The 16,642-nt window shown below is 39.7% G+C and carries 19 protein-coding genes and 1 pseudogene; 9 read left to right on the top strand and 11 right to left on the bottom strand.

The features are described 5' to 3' along the window. Nucleotides 1-37 precede the first annotated feature (37 nt). Nucleotides 38-277: a TM2 domain-containing protein gene (locus tag QRX25_RS08725; RefSeq protein WP_013352407.1), complete on the bottom strand. Its 240-nt coding sequence runs from the start codon at nucleotides 275-277 to the stop codon at nucleotides 38-40. Nucleotides 278-562: 285 nt separating this feature from the next. Here QRX25_RS08725 and QRX25_RS08720 point away from each other — a divergent pair, with 285 nt between their 5' ends. The 4 genes from QRX25_RS08720 to QRX25_RS08705 all read left to right on the top strand — a co-directional run bounded on the left by QRX25_RS08720 (nucleotide 563) and on the right by QRX25_RS08705 (nucleotide 4,737). After that, nucleotides 563-2,980, top strand: a complete 2,418-nt coding sequence (locus tag QRX25_RS08720) for a peptidase G2 autoproteolytic cleavage domain-containing protein (protein WP_212101459.1) — start codon at nucleotides 563-565, stop codon at nucleotides 2,978-2,980. A gap of 170 nt (nucleotides 2,981-3,150) precedes the next feature. Next, nucleotides 3,151-3,339: a hypothetical protein gene (locus QRX25_RS08715; protein WP_212101837.1), complete on the top strand. Its 189-nt coding sequence runs from the start codon at nucleotides 3,151-3,153 to the stop codon at nucleotides 3,337-3,339. Between the two features lie 495 nt (nucleotides 3,340-3,834). Further along, on the top strand, nucleotides 3,835-4,203 hold the full coding sequence (locus QRX25_RS08710) for a stress protein (protein WP_373925700.1): 369 nt from the start codon (nucleotides 3,835-3,837) through the stop codon (nucleotides 4,201-4,203). 435 nt (nucleotides 4,204-4,638) lie between these two features. After that, on the top strand, nucleotides 4,639-4,737 hold the full coding sequence (locus tag QRX25_RS08705) for a YjcZ family sporulation protein (protein ID WP_076983233.1): 99 nt from the start codon (nucleotides 4,639-4,641) through the stop codon (nucleotides 4,735-4,737). A 148-nt stretch (nucleotides 4,738-4,885) separates the two neighbouring features. On the opposite strand, the gene QRX25_RS08700 is transcribed toward QRX25_RS08705, so the two are convergent. From QRX25_RS08700 to QRX25_RS08660, 9 genes and pseudogenes are all read right to left on the bottom strand, one after another. Beyond that, a complete protein-coding gene (locus tag QRX25_RS08700; protein ID WP_065981560.1) occupies nucleotides 4,886-5,506 on the bottom strand; it encodes a lytic polysaccharide monooxygenase auxiliary activity family 9 protein in 621 nt (206 codons plus the stop codon). A gap of 195 nt (nucleotides 5,507-5,701) precedes the next feature. Continuing rightward, a complete protein-coding gene (locus tag QRX25_RS08695; protein ID WP_212101456.1) occupies nucleotides 5,702-6,775 on the bottom strand; it encodes an LLM class flavin-dependent oxidoreductase in 1,074 nt (357 codons plus the stop codon). 208 nt (nucleotides 6,776-6,983) lie between these two features. Next, nucleotides 6,984-7,624 (bottom strand): annotated as a pseudogene (locus tag QRX25_RS08690) (DUF3885 domain-containing protein). Between the two features lie 281 nt (nucleotides 7,625-7,905). Next, nucleotides 7,906-8,106 (bottom strand): hypothetical protein, encoded by a 201-nt coding sequence (locus tag QRX25_RS08685; protein WP_289707645.1) that lies wholly within the window; start codon nucleotides 8,104-8,106, stop codon nucleotides 7,906-7,908. Nucleotides 8,107-8,178: 72 nt separating this feature from the next. Next, nucleotides 8,179-8,508 (bottom strand): DUF3902 family protein, encoded by a 330-nt coding sequence (locus QRX25_RS08680; protein ID WP_115997448.1) that lies wholly within the window; start codon nucleotides 8,506-8,508, stop codon nucleotides 8,179-8,181. Between the two features lie 165 nt (nucleotides 8,509-8,673). After that, nucleotides 8,674-9,033, bottom strand: a complete 360-nt coding sequence (locus QRX25_RS08675; RefSeq protein WP_115997447.1) for a YolB family phage-derived protein — start codon at nucleotides 9,031-9,033, stop codon at nucleotides 8,674-8,676. Nucleotides 9,034-9,929: 896 nt separating this feature from the next. Continuing rightward, nucleotides 9,930-10,220 (bottom strand): YozQ family protein, encoded by a 291-nt coding sequence (locus tag QRX25_RS08670; RefSeq protein ID WP_065981556.1) that lies wholly within the window; start codon nucleotides 10,218-10,220, stop codon nucleotides 9,930-9,932. A 28-nt stretch (nucleotides 10,221-10,248) separates the two neighbouring features. After that, nucleotides 10,249-10,368, bottom strand: a complete 120-nt coding sequence (locus tag QRX25_RS08665; protein WP_065981555.1) for a biofilm-forming protein — start codon at nucleotides 10,366-10,368, stop codon at nucleotides 10,249-10,251. Nucleotides 10,369-10,511: 143 nt separating this feature from the next. Beyond that, a complete protein-coding gene (locus tag QRX25_RS08660) occupies nucleotides 10,512-10,949 on the bottom strand; it encodes a hypothetical protein (protein ID WP_065981554.1) in 438 nt (145 codons plus the stop codon). Between the two features lie 365 nt (nucleotides 10,950-11,314). Here QRX25_RS08660 and adhP point away from each other — a divergent pair, with 365 nt between their 5' ends. Next, complete coding sequence (adhP, locus tag QRX25_RS08655) at nucleotides 11,315-12,331, top strand: alcohol dehydrogenase AdhP (RefSeq protein ID WP_115997445.1); 1,017 nt, start codon at nucleotides 11,315-11,317, stop codon at nucleotides 12,329-12,331. Between the two features lie 151 nt (nucleotides 12,332-12,482). Here adhP and QRX25_RS08650 read toward each other — a convergent pair whose 3' ends face one another. Continuing rightward, nucleotides 12,483-12,992, bottom strand: a complete 510-nt coding sequence (locus QRX25_RS08650) for a DinB family protein (protein WP_065981552.1) — start codon at nucleotides 12,990-12,992, stop codon at nucleotides 12,483-12,485. A 330-nt stretch (nucleotides 12,993-13,322) separates the two neighbouring features. On the opposite strand from QRX25_RS08650, the gene QRX25_RS08645 reads away from it, so the two are divergent. The 4 genes from QRX25_RS08645 to QRX25_RS08630 all read left to right on the top strand — a co-directional run bounded on the left by QRX25_RS08645 (nucleotide 13,323) and on the right by QRX25_RS08630 (nucleotide 16,072). Next, complete coding sequence (locus QRX25_RS08645; protein WP_065981551.1) at nucleotides 13,323-13,745, top strand: hypothetical protein; 423 nt, start codon at nucleotides 13,323-13,325, stop codon at nucleotides 13,743-13,745. Nucleotides 13,746-14,206: 461 nt separating this feature from the next. Then, nucleotides 14,207-14,314, top strand: coding sequence for a YjcZ family sporulation protein (locus QRX25_RS08640; RefSeq protein WP_076983232.1), 108 nt, complete (start codon nucleotides 14,207-14,209; stop codon nucleotides 14,312-14,314). A gap of 523 nt (nucleotides 14,315-14,837) precedes the next feature. Then, nucleotides 14,838-15,953 carry a response regulator aspartate phosphatase gene (locus QRX25_RS08635; RefSeq protein ID WP_115997444.1) on the top strand — a complete coding sequence of 372 codons (1,116 nt, stop codon included), beginning with the start codon at nucleotides 14,838-14,840 and terminating at the stop codon, nucleotides 15,951-15,953. Continuing rightward, nucleotides 15,950-16,072 (top strand): PhrK family phosphatase-inhibitory pheromone, encoded by a 123-nt coding sequence (locus QRX25_RS08630; RefSeq protein ID WP_038462791.1) that lies wholly within the window; start codon nucleotides 15,950-15,952, stop codon nucleotides 16,070-16,072. The genes QRX25_RS08635 and QRX25_RS08630 overlap by 4 nt, the downstream gene beginning before the upstream one ends. The last annotated feature ends 570 nt before the right edge of the window (nucleotides 16,073-16,642 follow it).

The raw sequence follows: 16,642 nt of genomic DNA, 5'->3' as shown, positions 1-16,642 counted from the left end.
TTGAGAAGAAGCCTGAAATGAGGGGGACATCCACCTGTCAGGCTTTTGATTGCTGTTGGTAATAATAAAAATTATACTTTTGATCAAATGCTTCTTCACTTCCGCACAGATAAATAATAAATTCAATAAATGCAATAATTGAAGGAATTGAAGTCCAGCAAAACAAAAGATAGAGAATTCCTTGTCCGACTCTTCCTAAATAAAACTTATGAATGCCGAAACCGCCTAGAAAAAATGCTAATATTGCAGCCACAATCCTGCTTTTCTTACTTACCATCATGTCCTCCTACGAGTCTTTTTTCGTCATTTTCATATGACAGCTCTAATTATAATACAATTTCTCTATATAGAGTAAAATTTTTTATATATTATACTGGTTTTCCCAGAACTTTTTCAGATCCGTTCTTTTCACTGAAATATTGGCATTTTTTTAAAATTCACCCAGATGCAAAAAGGAATTTCGTTCCGAATAAAGAATTTGATGAATAAGCGCATAAGGCGCGCGGCTATTTTCTGTCCTCTGCGTCAGGCGCTTATATCAAAAGAAAGAGGTGTCTTTAGAATGGTTCAATTTAAAAACTTTCCTGATCCGTCTTTAAACGCCGCATTGCAGTCTCACCCTGCCCATTCCTCTGAATTGGAACATCTCAAAGCAAGGATGCAAAATTTTATTAAGCATTCCGCAACAGATGATAATCTTGAGATCGCAGATGCCCGGGTGACGGCGGAAGGAATGGTCACCTCACTTTTAAAAGATCGGCTTGATACAGAATACAAAATGCTTATGAATAAAATCACCCGGGAAGTGAATGTGGAGGATTACGGAGCGGTCCCTGACGGCCGGGACAATACGGAAGCCTTTCGGAGAGCGATCGGGAACGGCCGCGTCAAAGTCAATGTTCCCTCAGGAGAATTTTTGGTTCAAGGGATAAAACTCCCTTCGTGGACAACCATCTCCGGTGAGGGACAAGGGATTACCGTGATTAAACTCCATGAGGACGCTCCCGCATATGAATGGGTCATAACTAACAATGATTACGAAAATGGAAACCGTAATATTTTTGTAGAGGGCATGACTTTAGACTGGAATCCGGATCGTCAATGCGGAGTCAGAAACCCGGGAGGACAGTTTTCCAGCTGTTTAACGTTTGCTAACGTGCAATACGGCTGGATTAAGAATGTTGAAGCAGTTAACGCAGGTCTGCATGGTATTGATATCACATCTCCCGCATACGATCATTTGCCTGAAACAGAATGGACAAAAGACGGCTGCCGTTATATATGGATAGATAACTGTGTGGCGTACGGCGCCGGAGACGACGGCATTACCACCCATTACAGCGAATATATTTTTATTTCCAACTGCCATTCCGGAAACCCCCGCGGCACAGAGCATGCCGAGGGCAGCGCAAATTCAAACGGTATTGAAATTGATGACGGCTCTAAACATGTGTGGCTTTTGAATAACTATACGAGCGGAAATATCCGCGGGATTGAAGTAAAAGCGCACAGCCTGTGGCCGGCTTCTCAAAATGTTCATATTATCGGCCATGTGTCGTATCGTGATGTACGTTCTTTTGATATTCGTCATATCGGTCACCATCAGGCCTCAGACCCTGAAAGCACGACGGCTTATGATGTTACTTTAACCGATTGCACCGCGATTGAACCGGTGTTCAACGCTCTCTATGACGGCGTAACCCCGCGGGCGCTGGTCATCTCTGCCTATAAAAATGTCAATGTAAACGGATTCACAGCTATTGGCGATCCTTCATACGACTATGGCGGAAATCCTGTCGTAGCTCTTCAATACCGCAGTCAAAATATTACGATCAGCGGCATTAAAATACGCGGCTTTACACAAGCCGGTGTTGACATCAATATATCCGGCGGATCAAATAAAACCGATTATGTTAAAATTTCAAATTTTGATATTTACAAGTCTTCTCCTAAAGGCATTTCAATTGGCGGAGGGCAATATAACGTAAATATTATGAATGGAACGATGATCGGAGACGGCGGTTCCGTCGGAATTACGTCCCCTAACAGTCAGGCTGTCATTCTCGGCGTGCAGGCGGAAGGTTACAGCGCTGCCGCTTCTATAAAAGGACAGACTTACGAGCAGATCCCGGTCAATTTAAAGGGAGGCGCACAGCTTGCGACGAGCTCTGGTTTTGCATTTAACCCGACAAGCGCCGTTATTGCGGGAACAGGCGATATTACGGCCAAGGGTGACAGAAATACGATCATCAGCTCTTCGGGAGGTTCAAGTTCTGAAGGTTCAAGGGCATTTATCGCCGCTTCAAACAATGCCCATATTACGGGCAGTAAAGTCTCCAGAACGATTCTGTCATCAGAAAGCATTACCTTGGAAGAACCGTACACAGTTGCCGGAGGGCATCAGTCCATTAAATGGAAACTGGACTCAGCGGGCGGCCACGGAACTTTCGCCGGAGCTGTCACCTCTTCCCTGTCAGGATACGGAGAATATTTTGAAAGTGTAAACGGCCAGTTTATCCCCGCTGGGACGATCGTCACAGTAAGGGGTGAAAAAATCGAACCGGCTCATGTTGGCGATTATATGCTCGGCGTCATTTCAGAAACAGCCGCCTTTATATCAGGAGCTGCAAGCTTCGGATGGCAAAGCCGCTTTTTGACGAACGAGTTCGGCGGTTTTATATATGAAAGCGTGACTGACGAAGAAACAGGAGAAACGATACGCGTGCCGAAACAAAACCCAGACTACAGTCCGGCTCTTGAAGCTGACTACGAAGCACGTGCTGCCAGGGACGAATGGCATATTGTCGGACTCAGCGGCCGGCATTACGTACGGATTGACAGTACGGTCAACCCGGGAGATTATATCACGGCTCATAACGGAATCGGGACTAAAGCAGCTGAAGGCTGGAAAGTATTGAAACTGACGGCTTTATACAGTCCTGAAAAAGGGTACGGCATTGCCATTGCGGTTATCAAATAGCGAGCGGTTTCAATATCAGGATCATCTTCTCTCTTATCTATTTGACGGGTATGATCCTGTTCTTTTATACCGAGCGAGCCGCCTCTTTTTCAGCATATCGTTTTATTTGTCCAAGCCATCCGATCCTTCTGTCATAGAATAGTACCGTCAGATGAAAAAGGAGGATGAATATGGATATGGGTATGGAAATGGAAATGGATATGAATATGGATATGAAGATGGATGGGCATTATGATCACGGTGAAAAAGAACAAAAGCAACCTAAACAAAAGAAAAAAAAGAAAAAGAAACAAGATAAAAAGCATCTTGATTATGATTACATCGTCGTCTATAAAAGAAAATGCAAAAAATGCTGCTGACCTGATATATCAACGCTTGGTACACCCGGTAAACACCGGGTGTTTTTGTTATTATGCGTTTCTGTATGGGCATGGAAGGAATACAGCCAAAAGAGTTCAGGTTTCCGGGCCATTTTCACCTAAAATCTAGTCATTCTATCACGATACATAGAAGCATTCTATTATTTACTTCCCATTCCTGCCGAATTAAAAGTATTTTATTTACAGAAAACAACACAAATAGAATGACATGGCATTTGAGAAAATGTGCTCTTTGCTTGATTAATTTTTCTGCGATACCATGAATTTGCAAAAATTTTTCAAAAATTTCCTCAGGAGGTCATAGCCATGAAAATCGCCAGAACAGCAATCGGATCATGCTTAGCTTTATCTCTAACAATTCCTTTCACAGCCAGTGCCTCAGCAGCCAGTCAGTCTGAACACGCGAATGCGCCTCAAGTTGCACCCGTTGCAAATCCGTTAGAAAGTAAATTATCTCAAAAAGCAGACCCAAACGTGAAAGCAGCAGGTGTGGATGCCGGGCTGAATGTAGACGTAGACGTTCTCGGAATCTCTGATCGCATTGCTGAAGCGGTTAAATCAAATCAAAATCGAACCGGCTGGGTAAAAAATGTCATGGAAACAACATTTTACGCATCAGGACAGAAGTATAACGTCATGGTGTTTAATTTAAATCAAGAATACGAAGACCGCTTTAACGGCGTTCAATTTTACGGATCAGCCGTTTATGACGGCATTACTTACGGAATCTGGGTCTTCGAAGACGGCTCCTTTGATAACAAGGGAGACGGAGGCTGGATTAACTGGGCATTCAGAGGCTGGTTCGATCGTGATAATCAGCATATTGAATTCCACAGACCTTAACACGAAAAAACTTGCGGCAGCGCACCGCAAGTTTTTTTATTGCACCGGATTGTTACACATTTTTCAACGTTATAACGACTATACTTGAAGTGCGGGCCTCCGATCGCGGACCCAGTAAAGTGTTTCAAAGTGAGGGTGCGACATGTCAAAATTTTTAAAAATAACTTTGTGGAGCATATTGGTGTTGATCATCTTGTTAGTGATTATCGGAATAGTTTCTTACAATCAAACTCCTTCCGCAGGAAGCACAGCTGAAAGAATGCTTTATGGCGTCTTATCAGTTTAAAGTTCTGCATACTCCTCTATCGATTTTTTCTATTCGGATACAACAAGACATTCCTTTTAAAAATTTTTCAGAAAAACAAACTACCATCCCTATCAAACTTTTACATTGCGGCATAATATGTATCATCCTCTTTAGGGAGGTGTGATCATATGGGATTCTCAGGCGGTTATGGTAGCTCCTTTGCGTTAGTCGTGGTGCTATTCATTTTATTAATTATCGTCGGGGCTTCTTTCCTCGGCGGTTATTAAGAGTCCCCTTACCTCCGCATCCATGTAGCAGCACCTTCATGATCGTACGGCGCCATAATGAACTTTTATGGCGCTTTGCTGTTTTTCCTCTTTTAAACGAAAAAGATCGGCGATGCATGAACATGCTGCCGATCAGTAATTTCATAGATTATTGTGTGAGATTTACATCAATGACGTTATAGAAGGCATTAGAAGTATCCGCAACATCCCACACCCCTAAAATGATATGGTAACCGCTTCGATCAGTCGGCACAAAAATCTTATGAGTCAGATTCGTATCTGCCTTGGAGCCGTCGTGGTTTACCGTACCGATTAATTCGAATTCATCTCTTGACAAAGGTTTATTCGGATTCCAGTTTTTCTTGGTGATATAATAGTGCCACTTTGATGTCGCATGAGGTGCGGTGTAGTGCCAAGTAAATGTGTTAAAGCCGCCGCGGATGTTTTGTTTTACCCAATGATCTGCAGTCTGCTTGTCCAAACCGAAATCAATTTGTCCAGATCCTCCGTTTGCAGACGCAATTCTACCATCCGGCGGACCTGCAGCCGGAAATCCTTTCGGCCCTTCCACAGACTGAGGATTATCAATGACGGAGCCATATTTCTGCGCAGCAGCCGTCCAGCCCATTTTTTGCTTCTCTAATGCCCCCATGTACGCTCTGCTGACGGGCTCTTTTATATACCCGTGTGCAGACGCATCACTTGAATAGAAAGCGCCTCCAATACCAAGAGTAACAGTTAAAACTGCAGCTTTGACTAAACCCTTCATCTCTTCATCATCCTCCCTTTTTGGTTAATAAAAACCTTTCAGTATATACATTTCACGATGGAGGATGAAAAGACCTTCCTTTTCTTGATAGGAAAAAGCAATGAGGTTTGCGCTCTTCCCTTTGTTTTTTATAATCATAAAAAAAGACGGGCCGTTTCTGTTGTCGAAAATCCGGCCCGCTCCGCCTGACTTCATTCAACCGCTTGCTTTACTGGTTTCTTTTCGGATAACCGGTGCTACTTCTGTTGCTAATCGTTCAATGTTTTCCGCGGCTTTTTTAAACGGCATACCGCCTATATCGATTTGCGCGAGGAACCGCTGATGTCCGAACAGCTCGTATTGGCGCATGATCTTTTCAATAATCTGCTGTGAGCTTCCCACAAATAAGGCTGTTTCTTTACCGGATGCCCGCTCAAAGTCTTCCTTCGTTAAAGGCTCATGAATCCCATGATATGAATGTACACGAGACCAGTAATTAGAATGATACGGATAAAACTCTTGTATTGCCTGTTCATTCGTTTTTGAAATGAACGTATGTCCGGTTACGGCAACCTTCACATTTTCCGGCGGATGACCGGCTTTAGAAGCCGCTTCCCGATATTTGTCCACAAGCGGTTTAGATGACCTCGGATCACCGCTCAGTACAGCTAATGCCAGACCGGCCCCTGCACTTCCGGCCCGTTCCGCACTTTCCGGAGTTCCCGAAACACCTAACCACAGCGGAATGCTTCCATGAAAAGGCTGCGGAGAAATTTCTGCATTGTTAAGCGGCGGCCGGTAACGTCCTTTCCAGGTAATCACTTCTTCCTTGGAATTTAAAGTTAAAAAAAGCTCAAGGTGTTCTTCAAACAATTCTTTATAATGACCCACGTCATAACCGAAAAGAGGAAACGAGTCTAAAAATGCGCCCCGTCCCGCAATGATTTCTGCCCTGCCGTTTGATATCAGATCAAGTGTTGCAAAATCCTCAAATAAACGAACGGGATCTTCGGTAGATAATACAGTCGTGGCACTCGTCAGCTTAATGTTCTCGGTGAGCTGTGAAATCGCTGATAAGATGATCGGCGGTGACGACACTGCATAATCAAGACGATGATGCTCGCCTACGCCGAATACATCAAGACCTGCATCGTCAGCCAATTTCGCCAGCTTTATCAATTCATCTATCCGCTGCTTTGCGCTGGCTGTTTTCCCTGTCAGAGGATCGGGGTATAATTCTGCAAATGAATAAATTCCAATTTCCATACAATCATGATGTTCAGCCCTCACATTTCTCTCCTCCTGCACTGTGTAAAAAAAGCTTTTATTTGTTATTCTATTCAGCCGTTTTCAAAAAGGAATTCATCCTAATAAATACAACAGCTTAGAATCCAGAAGTTCCGAGTTTCAAGCCGCCTTATGCTTATGCTCTGCTCATTAGATTCATGCTGCCAGACCCGGATGCGATACCGTGCCGAGCAAGAACACGCCTCCAATTTCATGTCATGCGTTCATCTTCAATCCAATCATGATATTGATCATAAAGCGGACGTATTCTTCCGACATCAAGAGCGATGACTTCACACCCTCTGTCATCATATATAAAGAAAATAATGTCTTTTGTGATATTCACAAAGAAAACATGGGATAATCAACGGAGCAACCCCCGAATCTTGGCTTCAGCGGAAAATCTTCGTGGGCAGCCGCCTTAAGTAATTGAGTAATACGCAAATCTTTCCGTTTACATAATAAAGAAAACTGCTGCATTTCGTATTCTTCTGCATCATCTGCTTCAAACGGGTACGGGCATGTTTTCACCTGAATCCGATATAAATCATCCTTACACTTCAGAAACGGCTGATAAATTTTTAATTTTCTTGCGTAAATATCCTTAGTTTTGTACTTATATACATTTGCAACAAGGAATAAGTCATCATTTTGTTCAAACAGTTCATCGAAAATAGCGGAAGTTTGATGATGGACAAGCTGAAAATACTCAAGATTCAAACCCCCGCTTTCATCAAATTGATACAGATTGCCGCCAAGAGAAAGATGGATTCCAACGCCCCATTGGTGATAAATGCCGGGCATTAATTTTAAAGTTGGAAACCTTTCCTTCAGATAATCCTTTATTTCCATTCAAACATTCTCACTTTTTGTTATTGATCGGCTCACCTTTTTCTTTTTCTCCGTTGTAATATTATTCCGATTGGAATACAATGAAATAGAACACTGTAAACCCCATTGATCAGGATGGATGCTGGTCACATTCATCTTGATCCTTTCTTTTTCAGAAGATCGCCTCAAACTGCGGTTTCCTTCATTTCTGACCAAATGCGTTCTTCTCAGCTAAATTCCTCTTTATAGGCTCATGATCGGTTTTCCATGTTACTTAAACAGTTATTTCATGACCGATGACTTCATTTTCCGGCATATGGTCCGGATATGGTCTTCTCCTTCAAGAAATCATTAGAGCCGATAGAGGTCTTGTCGGATTTTTCAATTGTCGCTTCCCGCGTCTTGTTCTGGCTATCACCGATATATTTGACTTTTTCTCCTGAAATTAAAGAAAATATTGCAAATCCGGCCGCTATGATGAGAACAGTGATAATGATCAGCAATGTTTTAATGACTTTGTATTTTTTTCACTGCATGATCATAAAAATACTAAGAAGAAATATTCCCTCTTAGCATCACATCCCAGATTGCCACGCAATCATGATAAAAGTCGTCCAAAAAATTGTGACTAACAAAAGCATAACAGTTACAATCATTAAAAGGAGACAACTTATCGATAGAACTGAATCTTTGTTTTTGTTAAGAATCAGAGTAACCGCTGATCCGGCAGCAAATATATACGACAAAATCGCACCGATCCAATACCACAACATTGAGTCATTGCTCCAATTAGCCATTGATTGCATATAAATGCTGAATATAAATCCTATCAAAGCTAATACGAACGAAATTAAATTTGACTTCGAGTCAGAGATAATTTCATCATAAGTTTTATTTTTTAGCAACGACTTCGGACAACGCCCCTTTAATCATTAGCTCCTGATCATAATAATGTAAGCAATACAATAAAAACCATCTTCAAATAAGTTATATCTGAATGCAGATGTACTTCCCCATCATTTCCAATGAGATTCCGTACTTTGGTCAACCGTCAGGGGTCTTTTAAAAAATTAAATAGATGTTTTATACGCGTTCATTGCTTGATTTCTCAAAAGCATATTGTCTTTCGTAACCATTCCAAGATTGTATGCTTGTTTGATTATATCTAACACTTGATTATCAGTTTCAGTTACAGCTTGTCCTCCAGTTATTCTGGACTTCCAGTAATCGAACTGGTGATGTAACTCTGAACTGCTTTTAAGATTTTTATGATCAACCACTTTCCCCTTCTCCAGCGCTTCTTTAAATTCATCAAAATTAATTGAACATTGCTGATTCGAACTAATTCCTGCACCTTCTGTCGCTAAACTGCAAAACGCTAAAAAATTCGGATCTTTCGTGATATTGTAAGAGTTATTTAGACCTTCCATAACATTCATCCTCTCTCGAATTTTACAACGTTGCTACAAATGATTTCCTTGTCCCACTTTATTACAACCTTGTTTTACCCATGTATAGCGGTCATATTTTATATGTTCACTTCATTACGGTGTCGCTTCAACTGCTTCTGCTTTCGATATATTATGGTATTATTTCACATATTATTTATCGGTAGCACCATCGAAGTATTTAACTCAAATACAAAAAAACCTGCTTCTAGCAAGTTTTTTCCGTTGATCTTTATTTTTCAGCTTTGTCATTAAAGTATGAAAACCACAGTAAACTTAGGAATCCGGCCGCTCCTATGATTGTAAATATGACATATAACCAAGCAGATAAATCCATAAAGTTTCCCTCCTATAGAATATTCAGAAGCTTATTGAGTAATTTTTTAAACTTATTCACGCTCATAATCTCATGAGTGAGAAATCCTCCATAAAAAGCCAATGTGAGAGCATAACATCTGATGTTGCTCCAAGTCGCCATTTTCATTTATTTCACCTGCTTTTTAAACTAAGGTCTCGAATTTACAATTTCTCCCTATTGTTTAAATCAGTATATATTGATCGCTTTAAAAGATCTATGATTTTTTAGACCTTTTTTGCAGATCAGCAATCCAATCAGCTCAATATCTAAATACCTGCAATTTTATGGCATAAAAAAAGGTCAAGGATATACCTTGACTATGATCTTCATGGGGCTCGTTATGTTGAAATCTGTAGTAATCCTACACGTCATGTCAGCCGCGCTCTTTCAAAAAATCTCCCAAGAAATTCTTTGAATGGTGAACCTGTATCCCTGCATAGTCGGCCAATACTGGATCTTAAGATAAAGGATAAAATCAATATAACGGAACTTACTCTTTCAAGAAAGCCCCGTTTTATGACTATTCCAAGTTTTGATCAATAGTTCCTTCAAAATAGTCATCGCTGACTTGTTCATGTGTTTCAGCCAATCCTTTTTCCAATTGCGTTGTTCCCTCATAATCTGATGAATCAAAATATTTTCCAGCGACATTTGTTGTTTCAGTTTCTTTATGATTAGTTTGTGTTTCCGTGTCTGTCTGGTTTGTTTTGGTGTCGCCGGCCGTTGACTGCTGCTGAAAATCATAATCCTTATCCAAAGAAGAAAATCTTTTATAGTCGTCCGGTCTGTCTGCTCCATTTTTTTCAGCCATGTTATTCACCCCATATTAATAAATTTTGTTATTTCATTTGTTTGTGGTTTGAACCTTTTTTGGGATCATCCGCTTTAAAAGCTGTTTCGGTCTCATGGTCTTTTTTCAATTGTTCAATACTTGAATTTTGAATTCCTTTTTTGCTCATTGATTCTCACTCCCTTACCAATAGAATATAGACTGTTCTTATTGTGTCTATGGAGACCATATTCATGCGCTATTCAATGAATTTTTCTAAAAAAGAAGCTTCAGACAAAAAGGTCAAGGATATATCCTGACTATGTATCAGGCTCACCAATCTTCATCCGGCTCATCATGTTCAAATCCGTAAAAGCCTTTAATCCATACGTCACCGCAGCCGGCTCCTTTTGTGATCTTTAAGTAATGGTTTCTATTTGCATCACCATTCACCTTGTCAGTTGCGCTTAAATGTAAGTGATTACCCGTAAAATTCTTTTCACTAAGAGTAAATTCATACCCTGCCAGCGTGATTCGCTGAAGTTTCACATTCAATGTACAGCCTTCTGCATTGTAAATGGTAAACCTGTACCCCAGCTTAGTCGGCCAATACCGCTCATTTGTATCATCCGTCATAAAAAATCCCGCTTCATTCTCTGTCATTTTAAAGCTGACCTTATGCTCATCTTTTGTCATTTTGGCCGAAACAGCTCCGATGCCCAAACACCATGTTACGAAAATTGCGGCAATACTCAAACCTAACTTTTTCATATTTCACTCCCCCTCTTCCAGATTATAGAATTTTCACAATTCGATGATTCTTACTTCACAAAAAATAATCCCCTCCTTATGAGATGGGGTTTTTCTGTCAGCTTTTTCTTGTGTATCTATGTCGGCTCCGGGAGGAAAAAACAATTTGGTGCAATTCGCGGCCTTTTTTGAAAGCGTATCTATACTATGTAAATTCCGTTCATTGGGAGATGACAAAAAATCCGTGGGAATTTCCCTGCATGCCCCCCGCAATCGATTTTTAGAAACACTTGTCTGTAAAAATATGTAAGGGTTTTCAAAAAGGATTTATTGTGCTAAATTGTAATCCAAGTATTATTTTTCCAACGATGAAAGGGGTGTATTTTTTGAAAGCGGTAATAGCGACGAAAGACAAAAATATAGCGATCGTACAAAAAGAATTACGTCCTTTGCGACATGGTGAAGCCAAAGTTAAGATGGAATACTGCGGTGTATGTCATACTGACTTGCATGTTAAAAATGCTGATTTCGGGGATGTGACAGGCGTCACTTTAGGTCATGAAGGAATAGGCATTGTAACCGAGATTGGTGAAGGCGTATCAAGCCTGAAAAAAGGAGACCGCGTCTCTATTGCGTGGATGTTTGAAAGCTGCGGCCGTTGTGAATATTGCTTAACAGGCCGTGAAACCCTGTGCCGCGAAGTAAAAAATGCCGGCTATACAGTTGATGGCGCGATGGCTGAAGAAGCAATCGTAGCGGTTGATTATGCAGTGAAAGTGCCTGAACATTTAGATCCGGCAGCAGCAAGCAGCATTACTTGTGCAGGCGTAACAACTTATAAAGCAGTAAAAGTCAGTGAAATTAAGCCTGGTCAATGGATCGGTGTATTCGGAGTCGGCGGTTTGGGCAACTTGGCTGTTCAATATGCAAAGAATGTTTTTAACGCTAAAGTGATTGCTTTCGACATTAGCGATGAAAAATTGAATTTCGCTAAGAGCTTAGGTGCTGATGCAGTTGTAAACAGTTTAAACGAAGACCCCATCGAGAAGGCTAAAGAAGTGACCAGCGATCTAGGCCTTGATGCTGCGGTCATTACCGCTGTCTCTAAAACCCCTTTCAATCAAGCGATTGATGTTGTAAAAGCAGGAGCGCGTGTAGTTGCTGTCGGTTTACCGGTGGACAAGATGGACTTAGATATTCCCCGTCTTGTTTTAGATGGAATTCAGGTAGTAGGTTCATTAGTAGGTACCAGAGAAGACTTGAAGGAAGCTTTCCGATTCGCTGCAGACGGTAAAGTTGTACCTAAAGTGACAAAACGCCCGATCGAAGACGTGAATGATATATTTGAAGAAATGGAGCAAGGTAAAGTGACCGGCCGTATGGTTATAGATTTTACTTGTTAATATATAGATTTCTAATCATTGAAGCTGCCGGGAATGAGCCGGCAGCTTTTGGTTCTATTCTTGCTCATTGCCCCATCTTGGCTGAAGGAGACTTGCCAATTTTTTAAAAAGAAGTTTTAAGAGCCGCTTAACCGTTATTAATTTGCAATGACTATCTGGTCTCATCCTGATACCAATATAAAAAAAGGTCATTCATTGCCGAAGCGTAACCTTGTTGTCTTAACATAGTTGTTATGTTACCTCGATGATAAGTACCGTGATTCGCAACATGGAATAAAATTTCTGAATAAGCAGTTTCTCTGGAACCTAACCAAGGATTCTTCAAATTTATTTTTTGTTCGAAATCTGTTTGGCTATTAATCCATTCTTCAAACTGTGAAGCCAGTTCTTCATAAGACTTAGCAAATTCATCTGCAGAATATAAATGAGACCTTTCTGCATAAGCCATAGAAGGTTCTAATGCTTCCTGCATGTCTATTCCTTTAAGTACTTGCAGCCACATAACATCCGCCGCGTAGATGTGACTAAACGTTTGAGCAATTGTAGGATATGAACTGCGAACCTCTTCGTAAAGAACGCCGCTTGGTAACTCCTTCATTCTTTCTAATAACGCCTTATTCGCCCAAACATGGTACTGATACATATTTTTCGCATGGTTCATTTAAGCATCTTCTCCTTTAAGTTGGTACTGGCATTATAAAAAAAGATGTATGACAGCAGATTGTCATACATGTTTATATACTTTCATTATTTTTTCGGCTTCAGCGATCAATTTTGATTGCAGCTGCGCCGGTTCTGCTAAATGTTTGGCTTCAGAACATGGGGGTGAAATCATCTTCATGCTTTGAACCAGTCTGCTTCAGTATATGTATGTCATTTTTTTGTCTACCTTAAATCTTTCTTATTTCCTTAACTTGAAAAAGGAAGAATTTTTTATAAATATTGTAAATATATAACTGTATCATATTCACTATTAAGAGGAGGAATACTAATGAAAAAGAAAATTATTGCCGGTGCTCTTGCTTTTGGATTAATTCCACTGATGGGGACTGCAGATGTATCTGCAAAAGCCTTGCCAAATCAAGATAAAATCATGAAACCTGCTGGCTGGTCATGTGACGCTCCGTATATTGCTTGTCAGCCTTTTTCTGGTGGTACTGGTAAGGTTTCATTCAACTATCAGAGCAGCTCTCCGGGGAAAATCAGAGTTTTTGTTGCGAATGACGGCAGCAAATCTTTCAAATTCACAATTTATTATCCTAATGGGAATACACTCTTATCCACTACGACACTGAATGCAGGGAAAACTTTTATTCAAGAATTTAGTGTTAACCAAAAAGGAGAATACCTCCTGAAATATGATAGCGGCACTGGTGATAGTGTCGATGGTTTCTTTAGATCTGTTGAGATTTAAATTTTTTAGGAAGTCGGCTGTTTTGCCGACTTCCTTTTACAGCCAGCCGTTCTCTTCAAACCGGATAGATAATGTGTCTTCAAACGTTCTCGCACTTCCACTCATTTGTTTCTTTTTTGTTATTTGTCGTATATTGCGCTTGCCCGGGAAATGAAGAATCATTATTTCTGATTTCCCTTACCTTATTCATTTCGTGCGAGGTAACTCCCTCAAGGAGTGAATGTGTTCCAATTAAGAAATCGCAAAGGTAAAACGGCATGCCCTCTTTAAAGGTTCTTACTCTCAACTAAACATGCATGTCCATTGCTTAAGAACTGAAAGTGATATTTCATTCATCTCCCCTTCTTAGTTAACTCTTCATTTTAGACAAAAACTTCATTTTTTCTCCTTTAGACTTAAATCTATGTCGAAATTTATAGTTTGGCATATTATGTACTATCCTAACAACAGGAGGTGGCAATATGGGATACTACGGTGGAAACTACGGTGGAAATTATGGTGGAAGCTCTTTCGTATTGATCGTTGTGCTTTTCATTTTGTTAATCATTGTAGGTGCTTCTTTCCTTTAATGGAACATTGACGAACCATATACGTCTCCCAAGAAAATTGCATCTCTCAGTTCGGACAGACGCCATAAGATCTTTTTATGGCGTCTTCACTTTTGAAAAACAGATCCATATAAAATAAATATTAGGAGAGTTTTCTCCCTTTCTATAGCTGCTAATGTCTTGATTTGGCTACATACAAAATCTCAATATCTAAACAAAGCACGAACTTTTCTTAGGAAAAGCAACCAGGCGCTCTTATGTTTCTGGAGGGACAAAGGTGATACTGGCGCAACAGGTGCTGCCGGTAAAGATTGAAAATCTGCATATGATTTAGCTGTTCAGCAAGGATCCATTGGAACATTAGATGAGTGGCTTGCTCAGTTAAAATCAATAAATTAAACAAACGATCCCCTCCTCGTAATGAGAGTAAGGGATTTTCAAAAGAGAAAACCCCGAAAACCTTACATCCTTTTACAATTTTTTCAATAGCTATGTTATGATTATCCTCGAGAGATTTTTGAAATTTTCAGAAAGAGGGGTTTGGATGAGCAAGATCGCTTCAGAAGTTGTTGCAACTACACTGAATGATTGGTACATTGCTATAAAGAAACAAAAGGCAGATGAGTCAATAAAATATTACTCAGAGATAAAGAAACTGTTTGATGAGATGGAAGAGGATCAAGAAGTTCTTGCATATTACAGTTTGTTAGAAGAAAGACATAAAATGTTACTGCATTCCTCACGTGGAGAACCATTACCAAAACACACTTATTTCACTGCAGACAATGAAAGTTTCATAAAAAGAACAAACGATAAATTGGAATATAACTTTTATTTATTTGAAGGAATGTACGAGGCATACAACAAAAACTATGATCGAGCAATTAACTTATATGGATTAGCTGAGAAAAAACTTGCAGAAATTCCAGATGAAATCGAAGCAGCTGAATTTTACTCCAAAGTCTCCTACTTATACACTCTAGTTAAACAAAGCATTGTGGCACAACACTATATAAAGAATGCAATTACAATATATAAACGACACCCTGATTATAAATGCAAACTGGCTACTTCAACAATGATTGCGGCTGCAAACTATGCTGATATGAAACGGTTTGAGGAATCAGAAATATATTACTTAGAAGCAATTGATATTGCAAAAGAAACAAAAGATGAATTTTTAGAATCTCAGTTATTTCACAACCTTAGCATTGTTTATTCTGATTGGGACAAACCTGATAAATGCATTAAATCTCTTGAAAAAGCTGTAGGAAATGAATCCTGGTTGAATTCAATTTATTATATAAATTCTTTATTCATGATGATTAAGGAGCTATTTAAAATTGACGAAAAAATGAAAGCCATTGATTTTTACAATAAAGCACAGGAAAGACTCATATTAATGGAGAATAAGATATACGAAGCCAAAATCAGCATCCTATATCACCTTTATTGTGGTGAGTTAAAAAATAACTTCAATAATTGCATTCGTTATATTGAGTTTTTAAAACAACAAAATGACCTTGAAAGTGTAGATGAATTGGCCTACTTAGCTGCAAAAAGGTTTGAATCAATAGGTGCTTTTGAAGAAGCAACAAGCTTTTTCAATGAAAAGATTTGGGCTGAACAGAAAATGAATCAGGTGGAGGGAATCTTATGAAAAAAATTGTGCTTTGCGTATCTATTTTAACTGTAATTTTAAGCGGGGCAGCTTTAACGCAATTGAGTACGGATTCACCATCTAACATCCAAGTAGCTGAAAGGCCAGTCGGAGGTTAAAAAATGAATTTAGCCCTACTCATATGAGTGGGCTTTTTATTTTGTCTCCACCTGTCAGCCTATCTTGTGAAAGCGTAGTTCCTGCAGGTGTTTCTTTTCTTTTCATTATCCAATTCAAATAAACTCAACTATTGTTTTGGTTCGATGAAATCCACTACAAAGCGCACTTTTGACTAACTTGCCTTCTTGCGATTTCCTCACAAATTTCCAAGAGAACAGCTTTAACCCCTTCCTCGGGGAGCGCCAATTTCCGACAAATAATTCCCTATACATGATAATAAATTGAATCTTTATTATTCTAAATTTCTTCCCAATGCAACTCTTCTTTATTCGACCAAAACAAGAACAATGTTCGATTTAAATGTGTGGTAATAAAATTTTCCTTTTTCCCGCCCATGCCTATCCAGCTAAGCCTGTTTAAATTTAATTTCACGTGAGATTTTTCTAAAATATAAGGTCAGTTTATTTAAAAACGGGAAAATCCCGTATTAATTAAAAATACGGGATTTTTATAAATCGGTTTCTTGTTTAACGTAACACTTATTCGAAAAAATTCAGATTCCAGCCTAA

This window comes from Bacillus sp. L381 (genome assembly GCF_030284525.1).
Lineage (GTDB): Bacteria > Bacillota > Bacilli > Bacillales > Bacillaceae > Bacillus > Bacillus amyloliquefaciens.
This window is presented reverse-complemented; position numbering and strand designations above follow the sequence as displayed.

Excerpts from the sequence above, each read along its gene's own strand:
- QRX25_RS08670 (WP_065981556.1), bottom strand. The coding sequence starts at position 10,220 with ATGGCTGAAAAAAATGGAGCAGACAGACCGGACGACTATAAAAGATTT.
- QRX25_RS08640 (WP_076983232.1), top strand. The coding sequence starts at position 14,207 with ATGGGATACTACGGTGGAAACTACGGTGGAAATTATGGTGGAAGCTCT.
- QRX25_RS08660 (WP_065981554.1), bottom strand. The coding sequence starts at position 10,949 with ATGAAAAAGTTAGGTTTGAGTATTGCCGCAATTTTCGTAACATGGTGT.
- QRX25_RS08700 (WP_065981560.1), bottom strand. The coding sequence starts at position 5,506 with ATGAAGGGTTTAGTCAAAGCTGCAGTTTTAACTGTTACTCTTGGTATT.
- QRX25_RS08665 (WP_065981555.1), bottom strand. The coding sequence starts at position 10,368 with ATGAGCAAAAAAGGAATTCAAAATTCAAGTATTGAACAATTGAAAAAA.
- QRX25_RS08675 (WP_115997447.1), bottom strand. The coding sequence starts at position 9,033 with ATGGAAGGTCTAAATAACTCTTACAATATCACGAAAGATCCGAATTTT.
- QRX25_RS08650 (WP_065981552.1), bottom strand. The coding sequence starts at position 12,992 with ATGAACCATGCGAAAAATATGTATCAGTACCATGTTTGGGCGAATAAG.
- QRX25_RS08635 (WP_115997444.1), top strand. The coding sequence starts at position 14,838 with ATGAGCAAGATCGCTTCAGAAGTTGTTGCAACTACACTGAATGATTGG.
- QRX25_RS08705 (WP_076983233.1), top strand. The coding sequence starts at position 4,639 with ATGGGATTCTCAGGCGGTTATGGTAGCTCCTTTGCGTTAGTCGTGGTG.
- QRX25_RS08645 (WP_065981551.1), top strand. The coding sequence starts at position 13,323 with ATGAAAAAGAAAATTATTGCCGGTGCTCTTGCTTTTGGATTAATTCCA.
- QRX25_RS08720 (WP_212101459.1), top strand. The coding sequence starts at position 563 with ATGGTTCAATTTAAAAACTTTCCTGATCCGTCTTTAAACGCCGCATTG.
- QRX25_RS08725 (WP_013352407.1), bottom strand. The coding sequence starts at position 277 with ATGGTAAGTAAGAAAAGCAGGATTGTGGCTGCAATATTAGCATTTTTT.
- QRX25_RS08715 (WP_212101837.1), top strand. The coding sequence starts at position 3,151 with ATGGATATGGGTATGGAAATGGAAATGGATATGAATATGGATATGAAG.
- QRX25_RS08630 (WP_038462791.1), top strand. The coding sequence starts at position 15,950 with ATGAAAAAAATTGTGCTTTGCGTATCTATTTTAACTGTAATTTTAAGC.